Source organism: Franconibacter daqui (assembly GCF_014644275.1).
Lineage (GTDB): Bacteria > Pseudomonadota > Gammaproteobacteria > Enterobacterales > Enterobacteriaceae > Franconibacter > Franconibacter pulveris.
The window spans coordinates 171,679-187,633 of record NZ_BMKJ01000002.1; the positions used below are offsets into that span (position 1 = coordinate 171,679).

Here is a 15,955-nt window from a genome sequence, read left to right on the forward strand (position 1 = left end):
CGGGTTAGCGAAGCGCCACCCGCCATTCCTGCAAACGTTACGCCCGCGCCGCCGCCTGCTTCGGCGCCAGTCCCGGTGCGCGCCAGAGCGAGGTGGTAAGCCCGCTGTCCACCAGCCCCAGCTGGTCGGCGTAGACTGCCTGCCACTTTCGCATCATCTGGTCGTAAAGGTCGCGGTGCGCCGGGTTTGGCGTAAACTCGCGGCTCCACTGCACCAGCCGCTCGCCGGTGGCGGCAAGGTCGTCATACAGCCCGGCGCCCACGCCTGCGGCTATCGCGCAACCAAGCGCCGTCGCCTCTTTCACCTGGGGCACCCGCACCGGCAGGCCGGTCACGTCGCTTAAAATCTGGCTCCAGAGCGCGCCTTTTGCGCCGCCGCCGGCAAAGACCAGCGAATCAAACTTCACCCCGGAAAAGCCGGAGATCTGCGCGAGATTGCAGGCGGAAACGATCGCCGCGTTCTCTTCCAGCGCCCGGAACAGCGTGGCTTTGTTGCATTTCTCCGGGTCGATGGAAAGGTTAATGAACGACGGCGCGGCGTGGTACCACTCTTTAAAATGCATGGCGTCGGAGAATATCGGCATCACGCCGTGGGAGCCTGCCGGCACCCGGCTCGCCATCTCCTCCAGCAGGGCGTAAGTGTCTGTGCCGAGCCGCTCGGCAATCAGTTTTTCCTCAGCGCAGAAGGCGTCGCGGAACCAGCGCATGGTCAGCCCGGTGAAGAAACTTATCGATTCCGCCTGCACCATGCCGTGGATCACGTGCGGGTTGATGCGAATATTCATCTCCGGGTCGGTGCGGATGGCGGGCAGGTTGACCACCTGTTGCCAGAAGGTGCCGCCAAGAATGGCCGTTTGCCCGGCGCGCACCACGCCCAGCCCCAGGCAGCCAAGCTGCACGTCGCCGCCGCCCATCACCACCGGCGTGCCTTCCCGCAGGCCGCTTTGCGCCGCTGCCTGCACCGTGACGCGCCCAAGCACCGTGCCGGTCTCTTTTACCGGCGAGAGCATGTCCGCGCGCAACCCCGCCATATCGAGCAGGGCGGGGCGCCAGTCGCGGGTGTTGAGGTCGAGCATGCCGGTCGTGCCGGCATTGGAGGGGTCGACCGCCAGTTCGCCGGAAAGCTTCGCCGCCAGCCAGTCGCTTATCATGGTGACGGTGGCGGCCCGGCGATAAATGTCGGGGCGATGATGGGCAAGCCAGAGCAGGCGCGGCATGGCGCTTAAGGCGAGCGTCTGGCCGGAGACGTGATAAACCTCAGATTCAAACTGGTTATCGTGAAGCGCTTTCAGCTCCGCCACCTCCTGGCTTGCGCGGGCGTCGACGTTGGCGCAGGCCCAGATGGGCTCGCCGTTGCGGTCATAGAGCACAATGCCTTCACGCATGGAGCAGCAGGCGATGGAGGCGATATCGCTGGCGTTGAGGCTTGCCTGCTGCAACGCCTGGTGTACGCAGCGGCAGGCGAGCTGCCAGTTCGTGTCGAGGTCAAACTCCATGGAGCCCGGCACGTCCGCCACGCTCAGGTGCTTCCACTCCGCCTGACCGACCGCCACCTGGCGGCCTGAGAGGTCGAAAATTACGGCGCGGATGCTCCCTGTTCCGGCGTCTAACGCTAAAAGATAACTCATCGACTTGCCTCGCTGTTGTGGCGGCGCGGCAAGCCTCGGGCGTTTATTCCGCCAGGGCCAGCACAGCGCGCGCTGTCGCTTCTTCCGTCACCAGGCCGTTGATCCGCTGGCCTCGCAGTGCGGCGTAAATCGCTTCCGCTTTCTCTTCCCCGCCCGCCACGCCGATGATGGTGGGCAGCTGCGCCAGCTCGTCGAGCGTGACGCCGAGCAGTTCGCGGTGGATCTCAAGCCCCTCCACTTTTTGGCCGTCGGCCTGCAGGAAGTAGCCAAGAATGTCGCCCACCGCCCCTTTACGGGCGAACATCAGCTGTTCGCCTTCACTGATATAGCCCGAGCGTAAAATCGTGGCGTCGCGCTTCTGGTTGACCGAGCCGATGCCGACTACCGCCACATCCGCCGCCGTGGCCGCGAGGATCACGTCGCGCACGCTGGATTCGCGCTTGAGGATCCCGGCTACGTCGGCGGAAGAGACCCGCAGCGGCGCCGGGATCATGCTGACGCTGCAGGCAGCGTCGAGCTGGCCGATACCGGTCATATACGGCCCTACGCCGCCAGAGAGCGTCACCAGGCGGATCTGCTGCGATCCGATAAAGCCGCTTAGGTGCTGCAGGCAGCTCATGGTGGTTTCGCCAAAGCCCACCGCCAGCAGCTGGCCCGGCTGGAGCACGCCCATCAACGACTGCGCCGCGCCAATGCCGAGGCGAGTCGTCATCGGCGGCGTATTCAGCGCCGGCAGCACGCGGGCGAGCTTCAGCGCAAAGCGTTCCGCCAGCGCCGTTTCCAGCGCAAGGCAGCCCTCATAGCGCGAGTTTATCTGCACGCGGATCACGCCGGACTGCCGTCCTTTTTCCAGCAGGCGGGAGATCTTCAGCCTCGGCAAGCCAAGCCGCTCGCCGATGTCGTTTTGCGTCAGCCCGTCGTGGTAATAAGACCAGGCGACCCGCGCCAGCAGCTCTTCTTCCGCCATCGCCAGCCCGGCGAACTTTCCTTCTTCTGCTTTTTTCTCGCTCATAACTGAACTCTTATCAAAATTTAGATCATATGTTCGGCTCTGCCCGGTGAGAATTTGTGAAGCGCCCGGCAAAAAGATCATTTTGCTGGCGCGATTCCCGGAAGGCGATCTAATGCACGAAAGTGTGATCCCTGCACGGTTGTAAATATAGTTCACCGACTACGCTTTTGAACATTATTAAATTTAAAAATCTTTTGTTCAACGCGGAGCGAAGATGATCAATCCGATTCCCCTGCTTGAAGCGCGCGCCATCAGCAAGCAATTCTCCGGCGTTCCGGTGCTGAAAGGCATCGATTTTACGCTGCTGCCGGGACAGGTTCACGCGCTGCTTGGCGGCAACGGCGCCGGGAAGTCGACGCTGATGAAAATCATTGCCGGAGTGGAAACGCCGGATAGCGGCGAACTGGTGATTAACGGCAAAGCCTGGCCGCGACTGAAGCCTTCTCAGGCGCATGAGCAGGGCATTTATCTGGTGCCGCAGGAGCCCATGCTCTTTCCCAACCTCAGCGTAAAAGAGAACATTTTGTTTCGACTTTCGCAAAAGCCCGAGGTGATGACGCGCCTGAACGAGAAACTCGCGCAGCTTGACTGTCATCTGAACCTGCAGGCCAGCGCCAGCACCCTGGAGGTGGCGGACCAGCAGATGGTGGAGATCCTGCGCGGGCTCATGCGCGAGGCGAGAATCCTCATTCTCGACGAGCCCACCGCGTCGCTTACCCCGGGCGAAACCGAGCGGCTTTTCCGCCAGATCCGCGCCCTGCAGGGGCTTGGCGTCGGCATCGTCTTTATCTCCCACAAGCTTCCTGAAATTCGCGCGCTGGCAAGCCATATCTCAGTGATGCGCGACGGCGCGGTGGTGCTTGAGGGGGAAACCACCGCGCTCACTAATGAGCAACTGATTAACGCCATGACCCCCGTCAGCCGCGAGCGGCAGTTGAGCGACACGCAAAAGCTCTGGCTGGCGCTGCCCGGCAACCGCCGCACCCAGCCGCAGGATTTCCCGGTGCTGCGGGTGGAGTCGCTCACCGGCGAAGGGTTTCTCGACCTGAGCTTTGAGATTTACGCCGGCGAGATAGTCGGCCTGGCGGGCCTTGTGGGTTCCGGGCGCACTGAACTTGCCGAAACGCTCTACGGCCTGCGGCCCGTCCGTGCCGGGCGCATATGGCTTGAAAACCGCGAGCTTGGCCGCGACGCCACCAAAGCCCGCCTTGAGCGCGGGCTGGTCTATCTGCCGGAAGATCGTCAGGTCTCCGGGCTGTTTCTTGATGCGCCGGTGCGCTGGAACACCGTGGCGCTGAACGAACCTTCTCTCTGGCAGCAGCAGCAGCGCGAAGCGGCGGTGGTGGAGCGTTATCACCGCGCGCTCGGCATCAAGCTCAACCATGCCGACCAGCCGGTGCGCACGCTCTCCGGCGGCAACCAGCAGAAGGTGCTGCTGGCCCGCTGCCTGGAGGCGAACCCGCTGCTGCTGATTGTCGATGAGCCGACGCGCGGGGTGGATGTCGCCGCCCGCGCCGATATCTATCAGCTCATCAAAAGCGTCGCCGCGCAGAACGTGGCGGTGCTGATGATCTCAAGCGATCTCGATGAGTTTCCGGGGCTGGCGGACCGGGTGCTGGTAATGCATCAGGGGGCGCTCAGCGGGGAGCTTGCGAAATCGGCGGTGTCGGTAGAAAGGATGATGAAGCTCGCTTTTGGAGGAACTCACGCATGAAAACCCTGCTGCGCAACCGCGAGCTGAGCGCCTTTCTCGCCATCCTTGCGCTGTTTGTCGTACTGGTGGCGCTCAACCACAGCTACTTCAGCCTGCAAACGCTGTCGATGATTTTCAGCAGCGCGCAAATCCTGATTCTGCTGGCGATGGGCGCGGCGCTGGTGATGCTGACGCGCAATATTGATGTCTCTGTCGGCTCCACGCTTGGGCTGTGCGCTATCGCCGTCGGCGTGGCGCTCAATAATGGCTACAGCCTGCCGCTCGCCATGCTGTTCGCGCTTGGCATCGGCGCGCTGTGCGGCTTTTTTAACGGCGTGCTGGTGGTGGGGCTGCGCATCCCGGCGATTGTCGCCACTCTCGGCACGCTGGGGCTTTATCGTGGCGGCATGCTGCTGTGGACGGGTGGCAAATGGATAGAAGGGCTGCCGGCGAGCCTGAAATCGCTCTCTGAACCGCTCGCCTTCGGTATTTCGCCGCTCGGCGTGATGGTGCTGGCGCTGCTGGCCGTGGGCGCGTGGGCGCTCGCGAAAACCGCCTTCGGGCGCGATTTCTACGCCGTGGGCGATAACCTCGCCGCCGCGCGCCAGCTCGGCGTGGCGGTGAACCGCACCCGGCTGCTGGCCTTCACTTTCAACGGCATGCTGGCCGCGCTCGGCGGCATCCTCTTTGCCTCGCAGATTGGCTTTGTGCCAAACCAGACCGGCAGCGGACTGGAGATGAAAGCCATCGCCGCCTGCGTGCTCGGCGGCATTTCGCTGCTCGGCGGCACCGGCACGCTGATTGGCGCCTTTCTCGGCGCCTTCTTCCTCACGCAAATCGACACCGTGCTGGTGTTATTCAAGCTGCCCGCCTGGTGGAATGACTTTATCGCGGGCCTGGTGCTGCTCGGCGTGCTGGTGCTCGACGGCCGCCTGCGCCAGGCGCTGGCGCGCCATCAGCGGGCGCTGAAGTACAGCCGCTTTGTGCCGGGCAACACAGGGGTGAAAAACGTGACCCCGTTTCCCCGGCGCAAAAGCAAAAAGGAGGTGGCGTAAATGAAGCTTAACTGGGAAGGGGCGCTGCTCGCGCTGCTGGTGGTGGAGATCCTGCTCTTCGGCGCGTTCAACCCGCGCATGCTGGATCTCAACATGCTGCTTTTCAGCACCAGCGATTTCATCTGCATTGGCATTGTGGCGCTGCCGCTGACGCTGGTCATCATCAGCGGCGGCATCGATATTTCGCTTGGCTCCACCATCGGCCTGTGCGCCATCGCGCTCGGCGTGATGATGCAGGCGGGGTTGCCGATGATGGCGGCGGTGCCGTTAACGCTCGCGCTCGGCCTGCTCTGCGGGCTGCTGAACGCGGCGCTTATCCACTACACCGGCATCAGCCCGCTGGTGATAACCCTCGGCACGCTCTACCTCTACGGCGGCGGCGCGCTGTTGCTTTCGGGTTTCGCCGGGGCGACGGGCTTTGAGGGCATCGGCGGCTTCCCGGACGCCTTCACCGCCTTCGCCAACCTGACGCTGTTTGGCCTGCCGGTGCCGCTGGTGCTGTTCCTGATAATCACGCTGCTTTTCTGGGTGCTGGCGCATAAGGCGCGTTTCGGCCGCCATCTCTTTTTATTAGGGCAGAACCCGCGCGCGGCGCGCTACGCGGCGATGCCGGTGAACGGCATGCTGTATGGCGTCTATGGCCTGGTGGGGATTGCTTGCGCCGTCGCCGCGCTGGTGCTGGTCTCCTATTTCGGCTCGGCGCGCTCCGATCTGGGGCGCGATTTGCTGATGCCAGCACTGACGGCGGCGGTGCTGGGCGGCGCGAATATTTACGGCGGTTCCGGCTCCGTCATCGGCACCGCGGTTGCGGCGCTGCTGGTGGGCTATTTGCAGCAGGGGCTGCAGATGGTGGGCATTCCCAATCAGGTGTCGAGCGCGTTGTCCGGCGCGTTGTTGATTGTGGTGGTGATTGGCCGTTCGGCGAGTTTGCACCGTGAAACCCTGCGTGCGGCCTGGCGCCGCTGGCTGGCGCGACGCGGTGCGGTTAACCAATCAGGAGCTTAATATGAAAACAGCAAAACGTGCCCTGCAACTGAGCGTGCTGGCGCTGGCGCTGGGCGTCGCCTCCGCGCAGGCGGCCGACCGCATCGCCTTTATCCCGAAACTGGTCGGGGTGGGTTTTTTCACTAGCGGCGGCAACGGCGCGATGGAAGCGGGCAAGGCGCTCGGCGTGCCGGTGACCTACGACGGGCCGACGGAGCCGAGCGTTTCCGGGCAGGTGCAGCTCATCAACAACTTCGTCAACCAGGGTTACAACGCGATTATCGTCTCCGCCGTGTCGCCGGACGGCCTCTGCCCGGCGCTCAAGCGCGCCATGCAGCGCGGCGTGAAGGTGCTGACGTGGGATTCAGACACCAAACCGGAGTGCCGCAGCATTTACATCAACCAGGGCACGCCGGAGCAGCTTGGCGGCATGCTGGTGGAGATGGCGCAACAGCAGGTGACGAAGCCGGACGCCAAAGTCGCGTTCTTCTATTCAAGCCCCACCGTGACAGACCAGAACCAGTGGGTGAAAGAGGCGAAGGCGAAAATCGCCAAAGATCATCCGCAGTGGCAAATCGTCACCACCCAGTTTGGCTATAACGACGCGACTAAATCGCTGCAAACCGCCGAGGGCATCCTGAAGGCTTACCCGGACCTCGACGCCATTATCGCACCGGACGCCAACGCGCTGCCCGCCGCCGCGCAGGCCGCCGAAAACCTTAAGCGCACTAACGTGGCCATTGTCGGTTTCAGCACGCCGAACGTCATGCGCCCCTACGTTGAGCGCGGCACGGTGAAAGCCTTTGGCCTGTGGGACGTGGTGGAGCAGGGGAAAATTGCGGTCAACGTGGCGGATACGCTTCTGAAGAAAGGCGATCTGAACGTAGGCGACAGCATTGAGGTGAAAGATATCGGCACGCTGAAAGTCGAGCCTAACAAAGTGCAGGGCTACCAGTATGAGGCGAAGGGCAACGGCATCGTGCTGCTGCCGGAGCGCGTGGTCTTCACCAAAGAGAACATCAGCAAATACGATTTCTGAGGAGGGTGCATGGCGGATTTAGACGATATCAAAGACGGGAAAGATTTCGGCCTCGGGCGGCCGCAGCAGAACACGCCTTATACGCTTAAGGGCTGCGGGGCGCTGGACTGGGGCATGCAGTCGCGCCTGTCGCGCATCTTCAACCCGAAAAGCGGGCGCACCGTGATGCTGGCTTTCGACCACGGCTATTTTCAGGGGCCGACCACCGGCCTTGAGCGCATCGACCTCTCCATCGCGCCGCTCTTTGAAGAGACCGACGTGCTGATGTGCACGCGCGGCATTCTGCGAAGCCAGGTGCCGCCCGCCGCCAACCGGCCGGTGGTGCTGCGCGCCTCTGGCGGCAACTCTATTTTAAGCGAGCTTTCGCGTGAGAGCGTGGCGGTGGCGATGGAAGACGCGCTGCGCCTGAATGTTTGTGCGGTGGCGGCGCAGGTTTATATCGGCTCTGAATATGAGCACCAGTCAATCAATAACATCATTAAACTGGTGGATGAAGGCGCACGCTACGGCATGCCGACGCTTGCGGTGACGGGCGTGGGTAAAGAGATGACGCGCGACGCCCGCTATTTCTCGCTCGCCAGCCGCATCGCCGCCGAGATGGGGGCGCAGTTTATCAAGACTTACTTCGTGGAAGAGGGGTTCGAGAAGGTCACCGCGAGCTGCCCGGTGCCGATCGTTATCGCCGGCGGTAAAAAGCTGCCGGAGCACGAGGCGCTGGAGATGTGCTGGCGCGCTATCGATCAGGGCGCATCAGGCGTGGACATGGGGCGCAATATTTTCCAGTCCGAGGCGCCGCTCGCCATGCTCAAGGCGGTGAAAAAGGTGGTGCATGAGAACCTGAGCGCCCGCGAAGCGTATCAGTTCTGGCAGGAAGAGAAAGCGCAGGGGGGAAGGGGATGAATGTGACGCTGGTGGAAATCAACATTAAACCCGAGCGGGTGGATGAGTTTCTGGCGGTGTTTCGCGCCAACCACGAAGGGGCGCTGAAAGAGCCTGGCAACCTGCGCTTCGATGTGTTGCAGGACCCGGAAACCCCAACGCGCTTTTTTATTTATGAGGCGTATAAAGACGAAGAGGCCGTACAGGCGCATAAAAAGACGCCTCACTATCTCGCCTGCGTGGAGAAGCTGGAGGCGTTAATGTCCGGTCCGCGCCAGAAGCGGAGTTTTATCGGGCTGCTGCCGGAGGTGGAGTAAGGAGAAGAGCAGGGCAGGTAAGCGAGGGGCGAACACGTGCGCTGAAAATAACAACCCTCTGAGCCCTTATGAGGCTCGGGCGGGTGGCGCTGCGCTAATCCGCCACACGGCGGCATCCGCCTGTTTGCCTAAGCGACACCCCAAAAACAAAGCCCCCTTAACGGGGGCTTTAACTTAGCGAGATGACTCAGAGGGATTCATTTTCTTCGGCGGTTGCCGCTTTGCTGCGGGCTACGCACAGACTCTCCATCGCCTTGCGCGCGGCGCTTAACACCTGTTCGCACTGCTCAATCGTTAGCGTAAGCGGCGGCTCGATGCGGATGGTTTTCGCGTTATTCAACGTGCCCGCCACCAGCACATGCTGGCGGAACATTTCGCTCGCGAACTGATAGCCGATTTCGTTATTGGTAAACTCAATCGCCATCAGCATCCCTTGCCCGCGCGCCTCCACGACCAGCTCCGGGAATTCCAGCGCCAGCTGGCGGAAGCCGTCGAGCAGCATGTTGCCTTTCTGCTCCGCCTGCTGCGGCAGGTTCTCTTCCAGCAGCACGTGAATGGTGGCGAGCGCCGCGGCGCAGGCCAGCGGGTTGCCGCCAAACGTAGTGGTATGCAGGAAGGGGTTATCGAACAGGACAGAGAAGACCTCTTCGGTTGCGACGGTCGCGCCAATCGGCATTACGCCGCCGCCCAGCGCTTTGGCAAGACAGAGAATGTCGGGATGCACATTCTCATGCTCGCAGGCGAACATCTTACCGGTGCGGCCCATGCCGGTTTGCACTTCGTCGAAAATCAGCAGCGCGCCGAATTCATCGCACAACTGGCGCACCGCAGGCAGGTAGCCCGGCGGCGGCAGGATCACGCCCCCTTCGCCCTGAATCGGCTCCAGGATCACGCCAGCGATGTCGTCTCCGGTTTTACGGCATTCGGTGAAAAGCTCGCGCATAGCCTCAATATCGCCGTAAGGCACATGGCGAAAGCCTGGCAGCAACGGCATAAAGGGCTTACGAAATGCCGCTTTCGCGGTGGCGGAAAGCGCGCCGAGCGATTTCCCGTGGAAGGCGCCGGTCGCGGCCACAAAGGTATATCTGCCGCGCGGGGCCTGGTACGCTTTGGCGAGCTTAAGCGCCGCCTCCACCGATTCCGTGCCGCTGTTGCAGAAGAAGCTATATTTCAGTTTGCCTGGCGTCAGCGTGGCGAGGGTTTTCGCGAGCATGGCGCGCAGTGGGTCGAGCAGCTCCTGACTATGCAGGGGTTGTTTGGCAAGTTGGTTCTGTACGGCGGAAACCACTGTTGGATTACGGTGCCCCACGTTAAAGATGCCGAATCCACCCAGACAATCGAGGAACTCCTGTCCCTGGGTGTCGACAAGCGTATTCAATCCTCCCGCTTGCCATTCTACGGCTCCGTAATCCCCGCCGGCGGTTACAGACTTGCGATATTCTAAGAACCCTGGATTGACGTGCTGCTGAAAGTAGTCGATGACCTCCCGGTTCAGTGCTTTCATCTCCTCATGCGAAAGCGTCTGCTTTTCGATGAGATTCAGTGCGTGCGCGGTACAGGCAAGAGCCGAGGCGCTGTTAGGTAACCTGTTCAAAATATGCTCCTGGGGATCGCGTATCACATGATACCGATTTAAGTATTGCAGTCTTTACGCCACATCGAAGGCGTTAACAAAAATCGGGATAAAAGCCAGGCGACGTCGCAAAAGTGCGAAACTTAATCGTCCCCATAAGCGATAAGCGAGCGTTAATGCTGCCCTTTGATTGACGAGGCGGCAGGAAAGCGTGGCGGGGGCGCATCATAAAAGCGCAGACTGCGCCAGGATGGTGCGTAATAACGCAGCGCGGCAATAAATATTCACACGTTGAATATTTGAGTCTTAATTTAATTTCCATGTGAATTAATTATGCTGAAAATTGATTTCGTATTTTTTCATGCCCGTCTCCTGACAGATGCGTTATTCTCTCCCTTCTCCTTATTTAATTAATACGCAGCGCTGTGAAAAAACGGCGTGATGAAACGATGAATATTGCCGATTCGGATCTCGCTTTAATTGAATTAAGCACGGCGCAGAAAGCGCATTTTCAGTGGCTTGGAAAATTGCTGGAGCTTAGTTTGCTGGGCGGCGAGCCGGATGCAGAGCTAACCCATCCCCATGCGCATGAGCTGTGCCGCTTTAGCCACTGGCTGCGTCATGACCAGAACCGGCAGGCGCAGCACAGCGGCTACGTTTTTAACATCGAGTCTGCCCATAAAGTAATGCATGACCGCGCCCGCGAGTTGATGCTGGCTATCCATCAGCAGGCGGTTACCGCCAGCCTGCTGCGCCGTTTTCATCAGGCCCAGCAGGAATTTATGGGCCACATTGATAAATACCGTGAATGTTTGTTGGTGTTTCGCAATATGCACGGCACCTTAACCGGCCTGCCGCTGCGCCATTTGCTTTATCAGGATTTTGATTTTATTCGCACCCGCTGTGAAAACAATCATCAGGCGTTATGGCTGCTTATGATGGATATCGATCGTTTTAAATCCATTAATGACAGCTGGGGACATAACGCCGGCGATGATGTATTACGCAGCGTGGCGGCAACATTTAAAACGTGCGCGCGGGAGAATGAGCGTATTTATCGTTTCGGCGGCGAGGAGTTTATTATGCTGCTGGAAGTCACCGGTGAAAAAGAGGCGCAGCAGGCGGGCGCGCGTATTTGCGATTATCTTTCACGTCATCCCATCATTATTAAAGAGAACGCTTTAACCGTCACCGTCACGGGAGGAATAACGCAGGTCGAAAGTAATGAAACGTTACATCAGGCCATCGGCCGCGCCGATAAAGCGATGTATTTTGGCAAAAATAATGGACGCAACCAGTGCGTGATGATTCGCCAGAATGGGGAGATGAGGCGGCTTGCGTAGACAAAACAGAGCCAGTTAAGCAGTAATAATAACTAACATAAATAATATACCTGCGTAATTATCCCGATAATCCTCATGAAAAATGTGGCTGATAGCACAAATTGCGACCTGAAGCGGCCTTTATCGTTAAAGTAAATTTACGTCGCGCCGACATTACAAGGCAGAAAAATATATTAACAATTGGATAACCTGCCTAAGGACGCTGCTATGCCTTCACAGCCCTCCGTCACCCAGCGTGAGCTGATGCTGGATGACAATACCACCCTCATGTCCACCACCGATCTGCAAAGCTATATTACCCACGCTAACGATACCTTTGTGCAGGTGAGCGGCTACACGCTGCATGAACTGACTGGTAGCCCGCATAACCTGGTTCGCCATCCCGATATGCCGAAAGCGGCGTTCGCTGACATGTGGTACACCCTCAAACAGGGCGAGCCCTGGACCGGCATCGTGAAAAACCGCTGCAAAAATGGCGATCACTACTGGGTGCGCGCGAATGCGGCGCCGGTTGTGCGTAACGGGAAAACCACCGGCTATATGTCTATCCGCACGAAAGCCACGCCGGAGGAGATTGCCGCGGTCACGCCTTTATATAAAGCCTTAAACGAAGGCAAAGCGAACCGACGTCTTTATAAAGGGCTGGTGCTGCGCAAAGGCTGGCTCGGCAAGATGGCGACGCTGCCGCTGCGCTGGCGCGTGCGCGGCGTGATGAGCGGCATCTTTCTGGCATGGCTTGCCGCGATGCTGCTCGCCGGGCAGAGCGGGGGCGGCCTGCTGCTCTCCGGCATCGTCTGCGCGCTGGTGATGACGCTCGGCTGCGCCGCGTTTGAGTGGCAGATTGTCCGTCCGGTAAGCAACGTGGCGCGCCAGGCGCTGAGCGTAGCGACCGGCGAGCGCCAGAGCATCGACCAGCTTAACCGCGCCGACGAAATTGGCGTGACGCTGCGCGCCGTCGGGCAGCTTGGCCTGATGTGCCGCTGGCTGATTAACGATGTTTCAAGCCAGGTGATAAACGTGCGCAGCGGCAGCGAAACGCTGGCGCGCGGTAATGATGATTTAAACGAGCGTACCCGCCAGACGGTGGTCAACGTGCAGCAGACTGTCGCCACCATGAACCAGATGGCGGCCTCGGTGCAAAGCAACTCCGAAACGGCGGTTGCGGCGGATAAACTCTCCAGCGCCGCAAGCGAAGCGGCCCGCCACGGCGGGCAGGCGATGGAGACAGTGGTCAGCACCATGGACGAGATTGCCGACAGCACCCAGCGCATCGGTTCTATCACGTCGCTTATCAACGATATCGCTTTCCAGACCAATATCCTTGCCCTGAACGCGGCGGTGGAAGCGGCGCGGGCGGGCGAGCAGGGCAAAGGTTTTGCGGTGGTGGCAGGCGAAGTGCGCCATCTGGCGAGCCGCAGCGCCAACGCCGCCAATGACATTCGCAAACTGATTGAGGCGAGCGCCAGCAAGGTGGAGTCGGGCGCGGTGCAGGTGCACGCTGCGGGCCGCACGATGCAGGATATTGTCAATCAGGTGCAGAACGTCACGCAGCTTATCGGCCAGATAAGCCAGGCGACCTCCGAGCAGGCGGGCGGCCTTGCCGATCTCACCCGCGCCGTCACCGAGCTGGACGCCATTACCCAGAAAAACGCCGGGCTGGTGGAGGAGAGCGCGCAGGTCTCCGCGATGGTTAAACACCGCGCCACCCGTCTGGAAGATGCCGTAACCGTACTGCACTGATCCTGTCGCAACGTTCCCCCGGGCGGCGCTCCGCCGCCCTTATTTTCTTCTCTCCTTCTCTTATTTTTGCTGCTAATTCACGCAACGATACCGTTAATTGTGAACTTATTATTTTTACTTTGTTAATAATGTATTAATAAAAAAGTGGCGCTGAAAAAATAAGCGCGACGAAACATAAGCAATAATAAATGCACTGGTTTTAAGTCTGGCTAATTAATACTTAAATAACCCTTCATTGATAAGATAAATAGAGAAAGCGGTCGATCAATAATCAAAAATTAATAGTTTGCAGCTATCAAAGCGAAGCGATAAATAAGAAAAAAACGATCAAAAAGGTAAAGTCAGAGGCAATGTTACCGATAAACCTTCTGTCGCTCCCCTTGTTCGGTGAACTGCCGCCTCTCTGACTGCATGTCTTATGCGGCATTCCCGTTCCGTCAGCTTAATTAACCCGCTTTACGGAGAAAATATGTCTTTCCGCGATGTAAAAATAAGCACGAAATTAATACTAGCCTTCGCTTTCTTTATTATCTTGCTGATTGTGAGCGCCTCTCTTTCACTGCTGAGCCTCAGTCAGGCGAATAATAATATTCAGGGCATCGTTAATAAGGATTATCCCGCCACGGTAAAAGCCAACCAGCTAATAGAAACCTTCCAGAGTTTTGTCAGCACCCAACAACTTATGCTGCTCGATGAAAACCGCCGTTGGGCGCAGGATTCGGAAAAGCAGCTTAACGCTCTGAGCGCCCGCATTACCGCACTGCTCGCCGACCTGCAAAAGAGCCTGCCGGATGAAGCCTCGCAACGCGCGCTGGCGCAAATTCGCGAGATTCGCCAGCAATATATCGATTCCCGCATGCGCATCCTGACCGCCGTACAGAACAATAACCGCGACGCGGCGCTGGCGGAGATGATGTCCACCACGCTGAACCTGCAAATAAGCTACAAAGAGAAAGTGCAGGCGCTGATCGCCATTCAGAACCAGAACATGGCTGATGCGGGCAAGCATGTCGCGAAGAGCTATGGCAATAACCGCACCATGCTGATTGTCCTGGCGCTGATCTCCGTCGTGATCGGCACGGCTATCGCAGCGCTTATCATTCGCGCCATCACCGCCCCGCTCGGCCAGGCGGTAAGCTTTGCCGAAGCCATTGCCGAGGGGGATTTAACCCGTAACGTGGAAACCGGACGCCGTGATGAAACCGGCCTGCTGCTGACCGCGCTGATGGAGATGAAAATGCGGCTGCAGGCGATCGTTGAGGAGGTGCAGAACGGCGCGGAAACCATTTCGTCTGCCGCTTCGCAGATTGTCGCCGGCAACCAGGACCTGGCGGCGCGCACCGAAGAGCAGGCAAGCTCGGTGGAAGAGACCGCCGCGTCCATGGAGCAGATGACCTCGACCATTAAAAACACCTACGACAACACCAGCGTCGCCACGCAGCTCTCGACCGAGGCTGCTAACACGGTGAAAAATAATGGCCAGATGATGCGTCAGGTTACCGACAAGATGCGCCTGATTAACGAAACGTCTAACCGGATGTCGGAAATTATCAACCTGATCGACGCCATTGCTTTTCAGACGAATATCCTGGCGCTGAACGCGGCGGTAGAGGCGGCGCGCGCCGGAGAACATGGCCGTGGGTTTGCGGTTGTCGCAGGCGAAGTGCGCCAGCTGGCGCAGAAAAGCGCGGCTTCGGCGAGTGAAATTCGTACGCTGATTGAAAACTCCACCAACCAGACGCGTGAAGGGATGGGGCTGGTCGAGCAGGCGAGCGGGTTGATTAACGGCATGGTGACGAACGTGGAAGAGATGAACCACATCCTGCATGAAATCGCCCAGGCGAGCCGCGAACAGACCGACGGCATTACGCAAATCAACACCGCTATCGGCATGATTGATACCACCACCCAGCAGAACTCAAGCCTGGTGGAGGAGTCGGTCGCCGCCGCCGCATCGCTCAGCGATCAGGCGAATCAGCTCAAAACGCTGGTGAAAGTGTTCCGCCTGCGCGAGGCGTAAAAGCGAGGCGAAAACGCCGCCGTAGATGTAATGGCGCGGCGGCGTGACACATCAAAGGGGGGTAAACCCGCGTGTTAATCGAGCTGCGAAATCTCCAGCGCCGCTTTATCGATAATCCCGACAATCTTTTTCAGCAGCGTGGGTTCGATGGGCGCCTGGTTTACTTTTAAATCCAGCACCGCCTTGAGGTTCTCCAGCGCTCGCTTCATCTCCGGGTTTTTACGCAGCTCGTGGCCGATAATGCGCGCCTTTACACGGGCATGGATATGCGCCAGATGGTCGCTGTTTTCTTCAAGCCAGGCGGTGCCCGCTTCGGTGATAACAATCTTCTTGCGTCCGCTTTCCTCTTCGCTCAGCGAGATAAACTGCTGCTCTTGCAGAAAATCGAGCGTCGGGTAGATAACGCCCGGGCTGGGCGTATAGTTGCCGCCGGTCAGCGCTTCTATCTCTTTGATTAACTCATAACCGTGGCTGGCGCCGCGGGTCAGAATGTCCAGCATCACCAGGCGCAGTTCGCCGTGGCCGAAAAAGCGTGGGCGGCGCGCGTGACCCTCTTCATGATGGCCATGCCCGTGATGGTTGCGGCGCATGCCGTGCGCGTCGCTATGGAGATCGTGGTAACGGTGAAAGTGTCGCATGGTCGTCTGCTCTCGCGATATTTAGATATATCTAT

At 59.2% G+C, this 15,955-nt stretch carries 13 protein-coding genes; 9 read left to right on the plus strand and 4 right to left on the minus strand.

The features are described 5' to 3' along the window. Nucleotides 1-37: 37 nt before the first annotated feature. Both lsrK and lsrR read right to left on the minus strand, forming a co-directional pair. A complete protein-coding gene (gene lsrK, locus IEX01_RS10155) occupies nt 38-1,627 on the minus strand; it encodes an autoinducer-2 kinase (RefSeq protein ID WP_028019974.1) in 1,590 nt (529 codons plus the stop codon). Between the two features lie 43 nt (nt 1,628-1,670). Further along, nucleotides 1,671-2,639: a transcriptional regulator LsrR gene (gene lsrR / locus IEX01_RS10160; RefSeq protein WP_024556505.1), complete on the minus strand. Its 969-nt coding sequence runs from the start codon at nt 2,637-2,639 to the stop codon at nt 1,671-1,673. 214 nt (nt 2,640-2,853) lie between these two features. Here lsrR and lsrA point away from each other — a divergent pair, with 214 nt between their 5' ends. Genes lsrA through lsrG form a run of 6 tightly spaced genes read left to right on the plus strand, consistent with a single transcriptional unit; the run spans nt 2,854 to nt 8,606 of the window. Next, nucleotides 2,854-4,353, plus strand: a complete 1,500-nt coding sequence (gene lsrA, locus IEX01_RS10165) for an autoinducer 2 ABC transporter ATP-binding protein LsrA (protein ID WP_024556506.1) — start codon at nt 2,854-2,856, stop codon at nt 4,351-4,353. Next, entirely contained in the window at nt 4,350-5,387 is a 1,038-nt protein-coding gene (lsrC, locus tag IEX01_RS10170; protein ID WP_024560791.1) for an autoinducer 2 ABC transporter permease LsrC, read from the plus strand. The genes lsrA and lsrC overlap by 4 nt, the downstream gene beginning before the upstream one ends. Further along, the gene (gene lsrD / locus IEX01_RS10175; RefSeq protein ID WP_024556508.1) at nt 5,388-6,392 is read left to right on the plus strand and encodes an autoinducer 2 ABC transporter permease LsrD; all 1,005 of its coding nucleotides are present in this window, start codon (nt 5,388-5,390) and stop codon (nt 6,390-6,392) included. A gap of 1 nt (nt 6,393) precedes the next feature. Beyond that, the gene (gene lsrB, locus IEX01_RS10180; protein ID WP_029697666.1) at nt 6,394-7,410 is read left to right on the plus strand and encodes an autoinducer 2 ABC transporter substrate-binding protein LsrB; all 1,017 of its coding nucleotides are present in this window, start codon (nt 6,394-6,396) and stop codon (nt 7,408-7,410) included. Between the two features lie 9 nt (nt 7,411-7,419). Continuing rightward, a complete protein-coding gene (lsrF, locus tag IEX01_RS10185) occupies nt 7,420-8,310 on the plus strand; it encodes a 3-hydroxy-5-phosphonooxypentane-2,4-dione thiolase (protein ID WP_024556510.1) in 891 nt (296 codons plus the stop codon). Next, nucleotides 8,307-8,606 (plus strand): (4S)-4-hydroxy-5-phosphonooxypentane-2,3-dione isomerase, encoded by a 300-nt coding sequence (gene lsrG, locus IEX01_RS10190; RefSeq protein WP_024556511.1) that lies wholly within the window; start codon nt 8,307-8,309, stop codon nt 8,604-8,606. The genes lsrF and lsrG overlap by 4 nt, the downstream gene beginning before the upstream one ends. A 187-nt stretch (nt 8,607-8,793) precedes the next feature. Here lsrG and ygjG read toward each other — a convergent pair whose 3' ends face one another. After that, complete coding sequence (gene ygjG, locus IEX01_RS10195; RefSeq protein WP_024556512.1) at nt 8,794-10,200, minus strand: putrescine aminotransferase; 1,407 nt, start codon at nt 10,198-10,200, stop codon at nt 8,794-8,796. 428 nt (nt 10,201-10,628) lie between these two features. Between ygjG and IEX01_RS10200 the strand changes: the two genes are divergently transcribed. The 3 genes from IEX01_RS10200 (at nt 10,629) to IEX01_RS10210 (ending at nt 15,282) form a co-directional block, all read left to right on the plus strand. Beyond that, nucleotides 10,629-11,522, plus strand: coding sequence for a diguanylate cyclase (locus IEX01_RS10200; protein ID WP_188723790.1), 894 nt, complete (start codon nt 10,629-10,631; stop codon nt 11,520-11,522). 207 nt (nt 11,523-11,729) lie between these two features. Continuing rightward, complete coding sequence (locus tag IEX01_RS10205) at nt 11,730-13,262, plus strand: methyl-accepting chemotaxis protein (protein ID WP_024556514.1); 1,533 nt, start codon at nt 11,730-11,732, stop codon at nt 13,260-13,262. A 469-nt stretch (nt 13,263-13,731) separates the two neighbouring features. Continuing rightward, nucleotides 13,732-15,282 carry a methyl-accepting chemotaxis protein gene (locus IEX01_RS10210; RefSeq protein WP_188723791.1) on the plus strand — a complete coding sequence of 517 codons (1,551 nt, stop codon included), beginning with the start codon at nt 13,732-13,734 and terminating at the stop codon, nt 15,280-15,282. Nucleotides 15,283-15,356: 74 nt separating this feature from the next. Here IEX01_RS10210 and IEX01_RS10215 read toward each other — a convergent pair whose 3' ends face one another. Further along, entirely contained in the window at nt 15,357-15,920 is a 564-nt protein-coding gene (locus IEX01_RS10215) for a PadR family transcriptional regulator (RefSeq protein ID WP_188723792.1), read from the minus strand. Nucleotides 15,921-15,955: the final 35 nt, after the last annotated feature.